Genomic DNA, 15,276 nt, shown 5'->3' with positions numbered 1-15,276 from the left:
GACCGAACCCGACCAGCACCCCCGGAGCCTCCGATGTCAGATCCCATCCACACCGCCGTCGTCACCGGCGCCGGCCGCGGCTTCGGGCGCGCGATCGCCGCCGCGCTCGTCGCCCGGGGCACCCGCGTCATCGGCATCGCCCGCGACGAGCAGCAACTGCGCGCCGTGCGCGACGAACTCGGCGAGCGCTTCACCCCCGTCGCCGCCGACGCCACCGACGAGAACCTCGCCGCCGAGGTGATCCGCACCCACCGCCCGAACCTGCTCGTCCTCAACGCCGGCGCCGTGCCGCACATGGCGCCCGTGCAGGAACAGACCTGGGAGACCTTCAGCCGCAACTGGGAGGTCGACACGCGGCACGTCTTCGCCTGGACGGGGGCCGCGCTGCGGGAGCCGCTGGCCCCGGGCAGCGTGGTCGTCTCGATGTCCAGCGGGGCCGCGCTCTTCGGCTCCCCGCTCAGCGGCGGATACGCCAGTGCCAAGGCCGCCATCCGCTACCTCCGCCAGTACGGCGCCGAGGAGTCCGAGCGGGCCGGGCTGGGCATCCGGTTCGTCACGCTGCTGCCGAACATGACTCCGGTCGGCGGAGTGGGCGACACCGGGGTCACGGGCTACGCCGCGCGGGCGGGCGTCGACCGGGAGACTTTCCTCAAGGGGCGGCAGCCGATCCTCACCCTGGAGCAGATCGGCAAGGCCGTGGTGGAGGTCGCCGGGGACCCGGACAGCGGTCCGGAGTACCGGGTCGACGGCGCCGGGCTGAGCCCGATCGGCTGATCCGCCGCCCACCGCACGACGAGGAGGACCCGCGATGCCGTCGAACGCCGAGTTCACCGCCCTGGCCGAGCCGTACCGGCCGGAATTGCTCGCACACTGCTACCGGATGCTCGGCTCGATCCACGACGCCGAGGACCTGGTGCAGGAGACCTACCTGCGGGCGTGGCGGGGGTTCGACGGCTTCGAGGGCCGTTCCTCGGTGCGGCGGTGGCTGTACAAGATCGCCACAATGGCCTGCCTGACGGCCCTGGAGACGCGGTCCCGGCGGCCACTGCCATCGGGGCTGGGAGCGCCCTCGGACGACCACCGGGTGGCGGTGGCTCCCCGCGAGCCGTCCGTGCCATGGCTCAAACCGGCGCCCGACGCCCGCTTCAGCACCGAGTTCGGCACCGACGACCCCGCGGCGATCGTGGCCATGCGGACGGGCGTACGCCTGGCCTTCATCGCCGCGCTCCAGTACCTGTCCGCGCGCCAGCGCGCCGTACTGACCCTGCGTGACGTGCTCGGGTTCCGGACGGCCGAGGTGGCCGAGGTGCTGGACACGACCACCGCGGCCGTGGACAGCGCCCTCCGCCGCGCCCGGGCCCGCCTGGCCGACGCCGGACCGGTCGCGGACGACCTGGCCGAGCCGGACGAGGAGGTCCGGCGCGGCCTTCTCGACGACTACGTGGACGCCTTCACCCGCGCCGACCCCGACGCGCTGGTGCACCTCCTGCGGGCCGACGTCGAGATGGAGATGCCGCCGACCCCGACCTGGTTCACCGGTCGCCCGGCCGTCCTCGGCTTCCTGTCCGCCCGCATCCTGCGCCCCGGCCTGTGGCGGCTGACCCGCACCCGCGCCAACGGCCAGCCCGCCCTCATCGGACCAGAGGGTGGAGCCGGAGGCGGCGGGGCGCTTCGGGGCCTCGCCCTCCGGGGCGCTGCGGTGGGCGGCCTGCATGGGGCCCTCCATCCAGGCCTTGAAGTCCTCCTCGCTGCGCCAGCGGGTGTAGACCAGGTACTGCTCGGTGCCCTCGACCGGGCGGAGGAGCTCGAACCACTCGAAGCCGTCCGAGTTCTCCACCGCGCCGGCCCGCGAGGCGAACCGCTTCTCCAGTTCCGCCCGCTGCTCGGCGGGAACCGTCAGTACGTTGATCTTGACGACGGACATGCCGCACCTCTCCTCGTCCACCGGGGTCCGCGAACGGCCGCCGGCTCGGTTACTGCGAGCAGTCTCCTACACCTCACATCGCACAGGTCAGGCGATCCACGGCGGCAGGAGGCGCTCGGCGTCCTTCGGCGCGAGGCCGCAGGCACCCGCAGGGGTGACGGCGTCCGGGTTGTAGGCGTGCGCCGGGGACGGGGAGGCGACGACGGCGGTGAAGCCGTCGAGGGTGGTGATCTGGCGGGCGACGTCGGCCGGGAGGACGAGGGTGTCGCCGGCGGTGACGGCCACGGCGTCGCCGGCCAGGTCGACGGTGGCGGCGCCGGTCACGAACGTCCAGATCTGCTCGACGTCCATGGCGTGCAGCGGGCCCTGCTTCCCCGCCGACATGTCAACCTGCCACATCGCCAGGGCAGTTGTGCCCTGGGTCGGCGAGGCGTAGGTGGTCATGACGGCGTTCGGCGTCTCGGTGCGGCGCGCGTCGGCGTGACGGATAACGGGCATGGCGAAGAAACCCCTTAAGATGGACAACGACGTTGTCTATATGGTCAATGAGGTTGTCTATCCGTGTCAAGCGAACCCGCCCCGCCCGGCTTCGAGCTGCCGCTGCGCCTCCTGCTCGCCTTCCGGACGATCATCGACGAGCTGCACGAGCGCCTGGCCCGCGAGGGCCACCCCGACCTGCGGCCCATGCACGGCTTCGTGTTCCAGGCGATCGGCCCGCACGGCACCACCGCCGTCGAACTCGGCCGCCGCCTCGGCGTCTCCAAGCAGGCGGCCGGCAAGACCATCGACGGCTTGGAGCAGCTCGGCTACGTCGAACGCGGCACCGACCCCGCCGACGCCCGCCGCAAGGTGGTCCGCCTCACCGCGCGCGGGGTGGACTGCCTGGCCCGCTCTGCCCGGATCTTCGACGAGCTGCGCACCCAGTGGTCCGCCACCCTCGGCGAGGACCACCTCCGCCAACTGGAGACCGGCCTGCGCCTCCTCGCCCCCGGCGACCCGTTCCGCCTCGACACCCCGCGCTGGTTCGGCGGACCGTGAGTGGCACCTGCCGGCCGTGACGGCACAACCTCCCGATCCCTACAGGAAGTTGTCAGAAAGGATGGGCTTCCCTGTCGGCCCGGCCGAAGGCGGTGTCTGATGAGTGAACTCAGCGGCCGATCAGGCCGCTGCGATTCCTTGAGGAGCACACGACATGCGCAAGATCACCAAGGCCGCGGCCCTCGCCCTGGGCGGGATCGCCCTCGCCCTGTCCGGCCCGGGAATAGCTTCCGCGGCCACTGCGACTCCCACCGCCACCACCGGCGTGCCGTCCTGTGTGGTTGACGTGTATGGGGACAACTTCGCTCAGGTCACCAACAACTGCAGCACCACACAGCGGGTGGAGACCAGCATCTGGTTCGGCTACAACGAATGCTGGGTGCTGCAGCCCGGCGAGACGCGGACGACCAACGAGTCCATCATGGGCCACTTCGCTCTGCGCACCTGCTGACACCTCTCACCTCGCTGCTGTCCGGGCGTGTGCCCGGACAGCAGCGGACCGCCGACCGATGACGGCCGGTCAGAACGACCGGCCCTCGCCGCGGTACGGGGGCTGGGGGCCGATCGGGTCGGGGCGGTCGCGGGGGTCGGCGCAGAGGGTGGAGCTGAGGCGGGTGAGGAGGTCGGCGAGGTCGGCGTACTGCTTCTCGTCCCAGTCGCCGAGCAGTTCGGCGAGCTGCGAGCGGCGGGCGGCGACCAGCTTCAGCGCGACCTCCTCGCCCGGCTCGGTGAGCCGCAGCGACAGGCCTCCGGACCGGGCGGCCAGGCCCCGGCCCTCCACCTCCCGCACCGCGTCCTCGACGACGGAGATCGGGATGATCCGCCGCTCGGCCAGCTCCGCCGGCTCGGCGTAGCCGTGGTGGTGCATCTGCAGGAGCAGCCAGCTGGAGGCCGGTCTGAGGTCGAGTCCGGCGGTGGCGGTGATCCGCCGGAACAGGTCGCGCCGGGCCTCGCGGGTGCTCAACACCGAGAGCGCGCGGGCGATTTCGTCCAACGACGAGCGCTCCACCGGGTTGAGGCCGATGGACTCGCTGAGGTCCGGCGCCGTCACGGTCGAGCGCAGCTTCTGCTCCTGCAGGAAGAGCGACAGCACGAAGGCCGCCGCCGCGACCGGCACCGCGTACAGGAACACTCGGGTGATCGATTCGGCGTACGCGTGGTGGACGCTCGCCTGGACGGCGGCCGGCAGCCGGGTGATGAGGCGCGGGTCGGAGGTGATCGCGTCGGGGCGGAAGCCGGGCGGCAGCGGCACCCCGGTCAGGACGTGGGCCAGCCGGTCGCGCAGGCCGCTCGCGAAGATCGTCCCGAAGATGGAGACGCCGAAGGAGGCCCCGATGGAGCGGAAGAACGTGGCGCCGGCGGTGGCCACCCCGAGGTCCTGGTAGCCGACCGAGTTCTGCACGATCAGCACCAGCACCTGCATCACGAGGCCGAGCCCGAGGCCGAAGACGAGGAAGTAGAAGCTCATCTCGGTCGTGCTGCTGTTCTCGTCGAGCCGGGAGAGCAGCAGCAGACCGACGGTCGTGACGGCCGTCCCGGCGATCGGGAAGACCCGGTAGTGCCCGGTGCGGGCGACGATCTGGCCGGAGCCGATCGAGGTCGCCAGCATGCCGAGCACCATCGGCAGCATGTGGATGCCGGACAGGGTGGGCGAGACGTGCTGGACGACCTGGAGGAAGGTCGGCAGGTAGGTGAGCGCGCCGAACATCGCGAAGCCGACGACGAAGGAGATCACCGCGACCAGGCTGAACGTCCGCGAGCGGAACAGTCGCAGCGGCAGCACCGGTTCGACGGCCGTCCGCTCCACCTGGACGAAGGCCACCAGCAGGACGAGGCCGAGCACCCCCAGCCCGACGATCTGCCAGGAGCTCCAGGCCCAGGTGGTGCCGCCGAGCGAGGTCATCAGCACCAGGCAGGTCGCGACGGCGGCGATCAGCGCCGTGCCCAGGTAGTCGATCCGGTGCTCGCGCTTCACCTCCAGCCCGTGCAGCACCGCCGCGATCACCACGAGGGCGACCACACCGACCGGCAGGTTGATGTAGAAGACCCAGCGCCAGCTGAGGTTGTCGACGAACAGGCCGCCCAGCAGCGGCCCGAGGACGCTCGTGACGCCGAACACCGCACCGAACAGGCCCTGGTACTTGCCGCGGTCGCGGGGCGGGACGAGGTCCCCGACGATCGCCTGGGAGAGCACCATCAGCCCGCCGCCGCCGAGGCCCTGGAGAGCCCGAAAGGCGATCAACTCGCCCATGTTCTGGGCGATTCCGCAGAGCACCGAGCCGAGCAGGAAGATCACGATGGAGGCCTGGAAGAAGCGCTTCCGGCCGTACATGTCGCCGAGCTTGCCCCAGAGCGGGGTGGCCGCGGTCGAGGCCAGCAGGTAGGCGGTGACCACCCAGGACAGGTGCTCCAGGCCGCCGAGGTCGCTGACGATCGTGGGCAGCGCGGTGGACACGATGGTCTGGTCGAGCGCGGCGAGCAGCATCGCCAGCAACAGGGCGCCGATCGGCACCCAGAGGTTCGGGACGGTGACCTCCGGCGGGCCGGGCTTGTTCGCCGGGCTCCGCTCGGACGCGGCGAGCGGGTCCGTCATGGCGTCTCCGTAGGGTCGCGGGCCCCGGCTGGAGCGCGGGCCCGTGCGGATGATCACTCCCAGCTCACCATGCTGTCAGAATTGCCCCGGTTTGCGCCGTCTGATTGAGCCGAACGTAAGCACCGCGGCCGTCGCCCGTTTCCCCGGGGCCAACCACCACCAACCGGCACAAGCCCACCGCGGACGGCCGGACAACCCTGTCCACCCTCCGGGACGTCCTGCATAATCAGGCGCGATCGCGAGACCGGGACCGCCCCGGACAGCACGCCCGAGAACCGAGGAGGACCGGCCGATGCCGGACCAGCACTGCCCGACGTGCGGCACCGCACGCTCCGCCGGGTGCGGCTGCCTCCCGGATCCGCGCCTCACCGAGACCACCGTCCTCCCGCACGTCGAGGGCCCGCCGCTGGTCCGCCCGTACGTGCCGCAGGCGGCCGGCCAGGTGGCCGAGGAGCCGCCGACGACCGACGGGCCCGCCGACCCGTTCGCGACCACCGTCCTGCCGCCGGTCGCGCCCCCGCTCGGGCCGGACGCGGACGCCTATGCGACGACCGTGCTGCCCCCCGTACCGGGACCCGCCCCGGGCGCCTACGCGACGACGGTGCTATCGCCGGTCCCGCCCGGTGCCAGGAACGACATCGGCTACTTCCCGTTCGACAACCCGACGCCCGAGCCGGAGCCCGCGCCCGACCCCACCGGCGGACGGGCCGTGCGACGGGCGGCCGAGCAGGCCGCGCAGAGCCCGATCGCCCGGCACAAGGTGCTGATCGCGGCCGTCGGCGCCGGGCTGCTGGCGCTCACCGTCGGCCTCGCGTACGCGGTGACGCCCTCGTCCGAGCCCGTCCGCCAGGCGCAGCCGCTGCCCACCGCCACGCTCGCGCCCGCGCCGGTGGACCCGACCACCGCGGCCGCCCCGACCCCGAGCTCCCCGCCGCCCACCAGCGACACGCCGAGCCCGACGCCCACCAGGACGGCCAGGCCGAGCCCGACCAGAACACCCACCCCCACCCCGACGCCGACCCCCACGCCGACGCCGACTCCCACACCCACCCCGACCCCCACGCCGACCCCGACGCCCACCCCGACACCGACCCCGACGCCCACACCTCGGGTGCTGCAGCTGGGAATGGTCGGGGCCGACGTCAAGGACATGCAGCAGAAGCTCTGGGCGGCCATGTGCGGGTATGTCGACAAATCGATCATCACCGGCACCTTCGACGACTCGACCCAGTCGACGCTCATCAGCTACCAGCGCGCCAACCGGGTCAAGGGCGAGACCGGCGTATACGGCCCGAAGACCCAGGCCGTCCTGGCAGCCGACCCGGGCTGCTGAACCCGACTCCCCAACAGCCCGTCAGCCGGCAGCCCGTCAGCCGGTGACGGCCCCGACGATGCTGACGCCCGCCAGCACCACCATGATCGCCGCCGCGATCCGGACGATCAGCTTCATCGGCACGTACTGCAGCAGCTTCTGCCCGCCCACGATGGCGATCCCGCCGACCGCGCACAGCGCCAGCCACGAGCCGAGGCCGACGGCCAGCGGATCGGCGTACTTGGCGGCCAGGTTGGCGGTCATGATCTGGGTGAGGTCGCCGAACTCGGCCACCGCGACGACCACGAAGCTCGCCCCGGCCACCTTCCAGAAGCTGCTGGAGGACGGCTCCTTGGCGGCGTGCCCGTCCTCGTCGTCCCCGCCGTGGAAGAGCAGCATCGCGGCGCCGACCAGGAACAGCGCGCCGGTGACCCCCTCCACCCAGCGGTGCGGCAGCAGCGAGAGGAGGCGCCCGGCGACCAGCGCGAGGCCCACATGGAGCGCGAAGGCGGCGGCGATGCCCGCGAAGACGTAGCTCGCGCGGTACCTGGTGCCGAGCACCAGGCTGGCCAGCGCGGTCTTGTCCGGCAGTTCGGCCAGGAAGATGATGCAGAACGTCAACGCGGCAACAGTCAAGCTCATCAGAGGGATTCCCTCGGTCGGGCTGTCCGGCCCGCCGCGGCTCCGTCAGGGGACGCTTCGGCCCGACAGCACTGGTCATGGTTCACAGCACTGCGGCCGAAGGTCTCGCCGGCACCGTCCCACTTAAGGAACGGGTGCCCCGGGCGCCGGGCCCTGGGGGGCCAGTATGTCGACGGTCCGGTGGAGGGCTACTCCCCTTCAACGTGCTCAAGGGTACCGGACGCCGTCGGCCGCCTCCCCGGTCACCAGCCCCCGGCCGACCAGTTCCAGCACCACCACGATCGCCACCGACTCCACCGCCAGCAGGCCGACCAGCACGAACAGCTGCACCGCGCCCGCCTGCACCGGCGAGGCGCCGCCGAGCAGCATGCCGACGAAGGCGCCCGGGAGGGTCACCAGCCCGACCGTCCGGGTCTGGTCGAGGGCGGGCACGAGCGAGGTGGCGGCCGCGGTGCGGCAGATCTCCAGCCGGGCGTCACGCTCCTCGAACCCGAGCGCGAGCGCCGCCTCCACCTCGCCGCGGCGCTGCCGCAGCTCGTCCAGGGCACGCCGTCCGGCGAGCGAGGTGGCCGTGAGCCCGCCGCCGATCAGGATGCCCGCGACCGGGATGACGGACAGTCCCTCGGGCGGCAGCAGCCCGACGGCGAGCAGCAGGACGAGCACCGGCAGCACCCCGGCGCCGATCGGGGCCGCCGCCCAGACCCAGCCGGGGCCCGGGGTCATCCGGCGACCGGCGGTGTGTACCGCGACCGAGAACATCAGCAGCACGAACAGCGCCGACCACCAGCGCGAGCCGACCACCCAGGTGATCACCGCGGCGACGGCGGCCAGCTGCACCACGGCCCGCAACCCGGCCCGCAGCACCGCGTGCCCGTGCCCGAGCAGGCCCCACCCGGCCACGGCGACGGCGGCCAGCAGCAGGAGGCCGGCGATCACCCCGAGCACCGGGGTGACGGGCAACAGCTGGCCGCCGGAAGCCGCAAGGCGCACGGGCGTCAGATCCAGCTGGTGAACCACATCCGGTCCTGCCAGCCCGACATCGGGATCACCTCCGCCGTGTACAGCGGGTAGAAGAAGGCGAAGCAGGCGACGATCGCGAGCACGATCAGCCCGGCCGCCGCGGCGCCGATCCGGCGGCGCTCGGGGGTACAGCCGGCCGGACCGAGGATCGCGCCGAGCATCTGGGCGACGGCCAGGCACAGGAACGGCACCAGGACGACCATGTAGAAGGAGAAGACGGTCCGCTCCTGGTACTGGAACCAGGGCAGGTAGATCCCGGCCACCGCGCACAGCACGGCGCCGGAGCGCCAGTCGCGGCGGAAGAACCAGCGCCACAGCAGGTAGGCCAGCGCGAAGCAGGCCGTCCACCAGAGCAGCGGGGTGCCGAGGCCGAGGATCTGCGCCGCGCAGCCGCCCGAGGAGGTGCAGCCCTGCTGCCCGTTGGGGACCTGCTCCCAGTACATGGAGACCGGGCGGCCCATGACCAGCCAGCTGAACGGGTTCGACTGGTAGGTGTGCGGGGTGCTCAGGCCGGTGTTGAAGTCGTACATCTGCGAGTGGTAGTGCCAGAGGCTGCGCAGCGGCGCGGGCACCCAGCTCATCGAGACCTGCGGCAGCGGGAAGCCGAGGAAGCTGTCCGGGGAGAGTCCGGCCCGGCCGTCGGCCCATTGCCGGTCGTACCCGCCGCCGCCGTTGCCACCGCTCGCCAGCCAGCCGCCCCAGGCGCCGACGTAGACGACGAAGGCGGAGCCGACCATGGCGAGGAACGCGGGCACGGCATCCCGGCCCAGCATCGAGCGCCACGGGTGGCGGGCGCCGGCCCCGCGGCGGCCGGACTGGTCCCAGAGCACGGTCAGGATGCCGAAGGCGGCGAGGATCATGACGCCGTTCCACTTGACCGCGCAGGCGGCGCCGACGAACACCCCGGCGGCGATCCGCCACGGCCGCAGGCCGAGCCGGACCAGGTCCCCGTCGGCTGCCTCGGCCAGCCGGGCACGCGCGTGGTCGCGGTCGATCAGCAGACTGCCGAAGGCGGCGAGGACGAAGAACATCTGGACGCCGTCGAGCAGGCCGATCCGGCTCATCACCAGCTGGAGGCCGTCGACGGCCATCAGCAGGGCGGCGGTGCAGCCGATCAGGGCGGAGCCGAAGAGGCGGCGGCCGATCCGGGCCAGCATCAGCACCGTGACGGTGCCGAGCAGGGCGGTCATGAACCGCCAGCCGAAGGGGTGCAGGCCGAAGAGCTGCTCGCCGATCGCGATCACCCACTTGCCGAGCGGCGGGTGGGCGATGAACTCGGGGGCGGAGGTGAGCGGGACGCTCTGCGGGACGGCCAGGATGTCGGTGTTGGCGTGGTCCGGCCAGCTGCCCTCGTAGCCCTGCTGCAGCAGCGACCAGGCGTCCTTGGGGTAGTACGTCTCGTCGAAGACGAAGGCGTTGGGGTGGCCGAGGTTCCAGAACCGCAGCAGGCCGGCGAAGAGTGCGACGCCGATCGGCCCGAGCCAGCCCGACCACTCGACGCGGTCGACCCGATCGGCTGCCCGGCCGAGCAGCCCGCGCGGGGCCGGAGCGGGAGCCGGGGCCGGTGCCGCCGGGGGGTGCGTGAGCGCCGCTTGCGTCATTGCCTCGCCGTCTCGCCTGTGTGCCGCTGTGCCCGTGGCCGCCGCGCCGGCCGGGAGGCCGGGCGGTCAACAGGCACTGACACTATGTGGCGGTGGTCGCGAAGCCAAGCGCGACGGGCGCCGACCAGGTGACCCGGTCGGCGCCCGCTTGGACATCGGTTACGCGGCGGTCTGCAGCTCCCGGACCGGGATGGCGCGGACCACGGCCGGGGCGGCGTTGTCCTGCTCCGGCGTGAGGTACGGGCGCAGCCGCAGCGCCAGGGCGACGATCAGCAGCGTGGAGCCCGCCATGGCCGCCAGGTAGAGCGGCCAGGTGCCGGAGCCGACCAGCAGCACGCCGACGGCCGGGCCGACCGCGATCGCGATCTGCTTCACCAGGGCGTACCCGGCGTTGTAGGTGCCGAGCAGCCGGGCCGGGGCGAGATCGGCGACGATCGGGCCCATGGTGGGTGCGAGCAGCGACTCGCCGACGCCGAACAGGGCATAGATCGAGACGATCGCGACCGTGGCGGCCATGGTCTCGGTCCGGATCAGGCCGGCCACCAGGGCCATCGTCCAGGCGCCGAGCCAGACCAGGCCTGCCGCGGCCATCGCGGTGGTGCGGCGGCGGCGCGCGGTGATCTTCACCATGAACATCTGCAGGACGACGATGGTCAGCGCGTTGGCGCCGATCGCGAAGCCCAGGGTGGACGGCGGGGTGCCGACGGTGTCGGTGGCGAAGGCCGCGACGCCGGACTCGAACTGGCCGTAGCAGGTGAAGAAGATCAGCCCGGCGAGGACGCAGAACCGCAGCATCGCCTTGTCGGCGACCAGCGCGCGCAGGCCCTGGGGGCCGTCGGCCTTCCCCTGGACGACGGTCAGCGTGACCGCGGGCATGCGGGCGGTGCCGGTGACCAGGGCCAGGCCGAGGAAGGTCGCCGCCTCGATGGTGAACAGCCGGGTGAGGCTGGCCGGGTCGGCCACGTTCACGATCTGCCCGCCGACCAGCGCGCCGATGCCCATGCCCAGGTTGACCAGGGTGAACTGCAGCGCGAAGGCGTGCGCCCGGGTCGCCGTGGTGGAGCAGCGGACGATCATCGTGGCGAGCGCCGGCTGGCAGGTGGTGACACCCGCGCCGAACAGGAACGAGGAGACCAGCAGGGCCGGGGTGCCGGTGGCGTGGCCGAAGGCGAACGCGCCGGTGGCGGCGAGCGCGGTACCGGCCAGCAGGACGGGCCGGGGCCCGTACTTGTCGATGCCGCGGCCGGTGAACGGGAGGACGGCGAGCGCCGCCAGCGCGAAGACGGTGAACACCATCCCGGCCGCCAGCGAGCCCAGCCCACGCACCTGGTCCACGTACACGAACATGTACGGCATCGTGAACCCGCTGCCGAACGCGCTGAGCGCGTTGCCGATCTGGACGCGGCGCAGCGGGCCGCCCGCCGTGCGTCGCTGCTGCCTCTGCTGCCTCTGCTGCTTCACCGTGCCGGTCACCGTGCACACCCCTTCCTGGATTCAACTGGATACTCTTAAGTCCAGAAGATTTCAGAGCTAAAGTTTGACGAGATAAAGTCTTAGCACCGGAAGAGTGTGGAGTCAAAGGCTTAAGAGATGCACGCCTCCGTGCGACACTGGTCCGCATGACTACCGACAAGCCCGCGCCGGCCAAGCCCCGGGAGCTCGGCATCGCCGAGCAGGTGGCCGTCTACCAGCGGGAATTCCCTCTGGTGGACCCGCAGGTGGAGACCATCGTGCAGACCCTGTCCCGGGTCGCCCGGCGGATGGGCGTGGCCTACGACCGGCAGCTGACTGTGCTCGGAATCACCTCCGCCGAGTGGGAGGTGCTCAAGGCGCTGGTCGTCGCGGGCAGCCCGTACCGGCTGGGGCCGGGCGAGCTGGCCAAGCGGCTCGGGCTCACCCCGGCGGCGATGACGCACCGGATCGACCGGATGGTGGCCGAGGACCTGGTCACCCGGGAGCGGGACGAGTCCAACCGGGTGCGGGTGATCATCGAGCTCACCGAGAACGGCCGCGACAAGTGGCTGGAGTCGATGCGGATGGCGGCGGTGTTCGAGGAGGAACTGCTCCAGGACATCGTGGGCGAGGAGCGGACCGTGCTGTCCGCGCTGCTGGCGCGGATGCTGCGGCGGATCGAGGAGAGCCGGCCGGACGCGCTCGGGCGCACCGCGGACCTGGCGTAAAGGCAGAAATGGTTCCGGCCCGCCGGGGAGGATCTCCCCCGGCGGGCCGGACCTCTTGCGGTGCGAGGGTCCGTCAGGCCCTCAGCCGTTCAGGTGCCCGATCGTTCGAGTACGCGACCGTTCGGGTGCTCGATCGTTCGGGTGCTCGATGCGGCGGGTGCTGGATGCGGCGGGTGCTGGATGCGGCGGTGTCAGCAGGGGCCGTTGTCGGTCCAGACGCCCCACTGGCCGCTGAGGCTCGGGTCCTCGCCCTTGGTCCACCACTTGTTGGTGTAGTAGTGGCCCTTCCAGGAGACCTTGGTGCCGCCGGCCGCGTAGGTGGTGTTCGGGTCCCAGCTCGGGGCCGCCGGGCAGCCGGCCGGCGAGGTCGGGGTGCTGGTCGGCGTGCCGGTCGGGGTGGAAGTGGGCGTACCGGTGGGGGTGCCGGTCGGGGTCGGCGTCGCGGTGGAGCTCGGGGTCGGGGTGCCGGTCGGCGGGGCCGGGCAGGCGGCCGCGGAGCCGTTGGTGGCGTTCACCATCGTGTCGAGCAGGCCGGTCCGGGTGCCCAGGTCGTACAGCGAGAAGGCGAAGGAGCCGCCGAGGCCGTTGCAGTGCGCGTAGTCGAGCTTGGCCTGGATGGACCGGGTGTCCTCACCGCTCCAGAAGGTGGTGCCGTCGTAGAAGTACGTGGCCTTGGCCGCGTCGTCCCAGTAGGTCTTGGCCGGGTTGTCGACGAAGCCGCCGAGCTCCTTGTACATCTGGATGCCGGGGACGTTGCCGGACATGGCCGCGCCGGCCGCAGGGCCGGCGGCGGGCTGGAACAGGCCGTTCTGGCCGTTGTTCGGGACGCCGGTCCAGCCGCGGTAGTAGAACGGGACACCCATGTTGATCTTGCTGGCAGGGAAACCGCCGGGGATGCCGTAGTCCGCGTCGCCGACCGTCCATGCCTTGATGGCGTTGTCGATCGAGTACTTGCCGTGGCCCGGCTTGGCCGGGGTCATCGGGTCGTTCGGACCGGAGTAGAGCGGGGCCTGGTGGTTGGTCGGGCCCTGCGCGTCCCACCCGCCGTGCATGTCGTAGGTCATGACGTCGAGGAAGGTGAGGTACTGGCCGATCTTGTCGGTCTCGACGTTCATGATCTTGTCCTGACCGGCGCCGACCGCCGCCGACAGGGCGTAGGTCTTGCTGTCGGCCTTGCCCTGCGCGTCCAGCTGGTTGCGGAACTCCTGCAGCAGCAGGGTGTAGTTCTGCTTGTCGGCCGGGCTGGAGATGTTGCCGGTGTGGCCGCCGCCGCCCGGGTACTCCCAGTCGATGTCGACGCCGTCGAAGATGCCGGCCGCCGAGCCCGGGCCGCCGTAGCCGGCGTCCGCCGGGAGGTTGCCCTTGATGAACATGTCGAGGCAGGACGAGACCAGGTGCTTGCGCGAGGCGTCCGTGGCGGCCGCCGACGAGAAGTACTTGGAGTAGGTCCAACCGCCCAGCGAGATCAGGATCTTGAGGTTGGGGTTCTTCGCCTTCAGCTTCTTCAGCTGGTTGAAGTTGCCCGCGATCGGCTGGCCCCAGACGTCGCCGACGCCGTCGACCGAGATGTCCGGGCCGAAGCTCTTCTGGTAGTCGGCGAAGGCGTCGCCCGCGTTGTCACCCGCGTTGGGGTTGTTGTCGTCCGTGCTGGCGGCCTTGGTGGCCTCGAAACAGCCCAGGTCGGTCGGGTGGATGTTGGCGAAGTCGTAGATCAGGTAGTCCAGCTTCCCGGCCACGCCGGTGTCCTGGATCGTCTTGGGGTAGTACCCGTTCGCGTAGATCGACCACTGGTCGAAGTAGGCGACCTTGATGCCGCCGCTGGTGGCGGGCGCGCCGGTGGAGTTGGTGGTCGCGGCGTTGGCCGCGCCGCCGCCGGTGAGGGCGAGGCCCGCGCCGAGCAGCAGGGAGGCGGCGGTGCCGGCCGCGATCGCGGCCAGGCTCTTCGGGCGCCGACGGCGGACGCCTTCCTGAGCCGGGGTCCCGGCCCTTTCAATGCGTGAGCGCAGCATGGGTGCGTGACTCCTGGTTGTGGGGGGGGTTCCGTCGCTCCGGAGGCTCGTCCGGGGTGGGGCCGGACGACCGGGGCATGACAGATCGAAGAAGGGAATCGAGCGGGATCAGGCCGTGACGGACACCGGGATGTGCCGAACCGGCGCCCGCGGCCTGCGACCGCTGACGCCGGTTCAGGGGCTCCCTGCACCTGGGCATAAAAATGGACTAGACCAACTCCCCCGTCAAGGGGTGGCGTTGGGCTTTGAGCCGCGCTTAAGGTTCGAACCCTTCGGCCGGTACGCGGTCAGTAACGGACCGCGTTGGCCACCTCGGCCTTGACGGTGCCCGACAAGTCCCTATTGCTCCTGGCGGTGGCCTTCGCGCTCTTTCCGGCGGCCACGTCGTCGACGGTCACCACGGTCGCGTCCTGCACCTTGCCGGAGTCGTCCGTGAAGTTGACCTGGATCACGTACCGGTACGACTGCTGCCCGTGGTTGGTGACGGTCAGCTCCGCCTGCGCCTTGCCGTCCGAGCCGGTGGTCACCGTGCCCACCGCCACATCCCCCTTCGCGTCCAGCCCGCCCTTGATCCCGGCGATCCCGGACGAGGCCGCCGACACCGCTGCCGAGGCCTGTCCCTCCGCCGAGGCGATCGCCCCGCCGATCCCGCCGGCGGCCGAGGCCAGCGCGGAGGCGGCGGACTCGGCGGCCGAGGCGCTCTTCTGCACGGCGCCCGCGGCCGAGGACGCCACGCTGCTCGCGCTCTTGCCCGAGGAGCAGCCCGCGAGCGCCGTCCCGCCGACCACGACAGCGGCCAACAGCCCTGCCACGGCCCGGCGTTGGCGGCGCAGCAGGGGCGCGTCCGGGTGCTGCGCGGTGGCCGTGGGAGCGGCCCGGCGGGTGGCCCGGGTGAGCGGCTGGCGGTCCATGAGCTCCTCGTTTCTCCCCGAGTTTCTGCCTGGAGTGCCTGGGGTT

At 71.8% G+C, this 15,276-nt stretch carries 12 protein-coding genes and 2 pseudogenes; 6 read left to right on the top strand and 8 right to left on the bottom strand.

The window, feature by feature from the left end; all coding sequences use genetic code 11:
• The first annotated feature begins 33 nt into the window (after nucleotides 1–33).
• Both KV557_RS02700 and KV557_RS42155 read left to right on the top strand, forming a co-directional pair.
• On the top strand, nucleotides 34–774 hold the full coding sequence (locus tag KV557_RS02700) for an SDR family oxidoreductase (protein ID WP_218197960.1): 741 nt from the start codon (nucleotides 34–36) through the stop codon (nucleotides 772–774).
• Nucleotides 775–808: 34 nt separating this feature from the next.
• Nucleotides 809–1,573, top strand: a pseudogene (locus KV557_RS42155) (RNA polymerase subunit sigma-70); the annotation flags it as partial.
• A gap of 57 nt (nucleotides 1,574–1,630) precedes the next feature.
• Here KV557_RS42155 and KV557_RS42150 read toward each other — a convergent pair.
• Nucleotides 1,631–1,924 (bottom strand): annotated as a pseudogene (locus KV557_RS42150) (antibiotic biosynthesis monooxygenase family protein); the annotation flags it as partial.
• A 561-nt stretch (nucleotides 1,925–2,485) separates the two neighbouring features.
• On the opposite strand from KV557_RS42150, the gene KV557_RS02690 reads away from it, so the two are divergent.
• Entirely contained in the window at nucleotides 2,486–2,962 is a 477-nt protein-coding gene (locus KV557_RS02690) for a MarR family winged helix-turn-helix transcriptional regulator (RefSeq protein ID WP_218197958.1), read from the top strand.
• 154 nt (nucleotides 2,963–3,116) lie between these two features.
• Nucleotides 3,117–3,413: a hypothetical protein gene (locus KV557_RS02685; protein WP_218197957.1), complete on the top strand. Its 297-nt coding sequence runs from the start codon at nucleotides 3,117–3,119 to the stop codon at nucleotides 3,411–3,413.
• Nucleotides 3,414–3,482: 69 nt separating this feature from the next.
• Here the strand turns inward: KV557_RS02685 and KV557_RS02680 are convergent, their stop codons facing one another.
• Nucleotides 3,483–5,555 (bottom strand): MFS transporter, encoded by a 2,073-nt coding sequence (locus tag KV557_RS02680; protein ID WP_218197956.1) that lies wholly within the window; start codon nucleotides 5,553–5,555, stop codon nucleotides 3,483–3,485.
• 292 nt (nucleotides 5,556–5,847) lie between these two features.
• Here KV557_RS02680 and KV557_RS02675 point away from each other — a divergent pair, with 292 nt between their 5' ends.
• Nucleotides 5,848–6,888, top strand: a complete 1,041-nt coding sequence (locus tag KV557_RS02675) for a peptidoglycan-binding domain-containing protein (protein ID WP_218197955.1) — start codon at nucleotides 5,848–5,850, stop codon at nucleotides 6,886–6,888.
• A gap of 36 nt (nucleotides 6,889–6,924) precedes the next feature.
• Here the strand turns inward: KV557_RS02675 and KV557_RS02670 are convergent, their stop codons facing one another.
• The 4 genes from KV557_RS02670 to KV557_RS02655 form a co-directional block, all read right to left on the bottom strand.
• Nucleotides 6,925–7,512, bottom strand: coding sequence for a TMEM165/GDT1 family protein (locus KV557_RS02670; RefSeq protein ID WP_218198194.1), 588 nt, complete (start codon nucleotides 7,510–7,512; stop codon nucleotides 6,925–6,927).
• 204 nt (nucleotides 7,513–7,716) lie between these two features.
• Nucleotides 7,717–8,526, bottom strand: coding sequence for an ABC transporter permease (locus tag KV557_RS02665; RefSeq protein WP_308129737.1), 810 nt, complete (start codon nucleotides 8,524–8,526; stop codon nucleotides 7,717–7,719).
• Nucleotides 8,505–10,130 carry a dolichyl-phosphate-mannose--protein mannosyltransferase gene (locus KV557_RS02660; protein WP_218197954.1) on the bottom strand — a complete coding sequence of 542 codons (1,626 nt, stop codon included), beginning with the start codon at nucleotides 10,128–10,130 and terminating at the stop codon, nucleotides 8,505–8,507. Before KV557_RS02660 ends, KV557_RS02665 begins: the two co-directional genes overlap by 22 nt.
• A 159-nt stretch (nucleotides 10,131–10,289) precedes the next feature.
• Entirely contained in the window at nucleotides 10,290–11,603 is a 1,314-nt protein-coding gene (locus KV557_RS02655) for an MFS transporter (protein ID WP_308129736.1), read from the bottom strand.
• Between the two features lie 146 nt (nucleotides 11,604–11,749).
• Here KV557_RS02655 and KV557_RS02650 point away from each other — a divergent pair, with 146 nt between their 5' ends.
• Entirely contained in the window at nucleotides 11,750–12,310 is a 561-nt protein-coding gene (locus tag KV557_RS02650; protein WP_218197953.1) for a MarR family winged helix-turn-helix transcriptional regulator, read from the top strand.
• A 191-nt stretch (nucleotides 12,311–12,501) separates the two neighbouring features.
• Here the strand turns inward: KV557_RS02650 and KV557_RS02645 are convergent, their stop codons facing one another.
• Nucleotides 12,502–14,319: a glycosyl hydrolase family 18 protein gene (locus KV557_RS02645; RefSeq protein ID WP_218197952.1), complete on the bottom strand. Its 1,818-nt coding sequence runs from the start codon at nucleotides 14,317–14,319 to the stop codon at nucleotides 12,502–12,504.
• 287 nt (nucleotides 14,320–14,606) lie between these two features.
• The gene (locus KV557_RS02640) at nucleotides 14,607–15,230 is read right to left on the bottom strand and encodes a hypothetical protein (protein WP_256176838.1); all 624 of its coding nucleotides are present in this window, start codon (nucleotides 15,228–15,230) and stop codon (nucleotides 14,607–14,609) included.
• Nucleotides 15,231–15,276 lie beyond the last annotated feature (46 nt).

The sequence above is a fragment of the Kitasatospora aureofaciens genome, from assembly GCF_019192735.1.
GTDB classification, from domain to species: domain Bacteria; phylum Actinomycetota; class Actinomycetes; order Streptomycetales; family Streptomycetaceae; genus Kitasatospora; species Kitasatospora aureofaciens_A.
The sequence above is the reverse complement of the archived record's forward strand: the minus strand, read 5'-3'. Positions and strand labels throughout refer to the sequence as shown.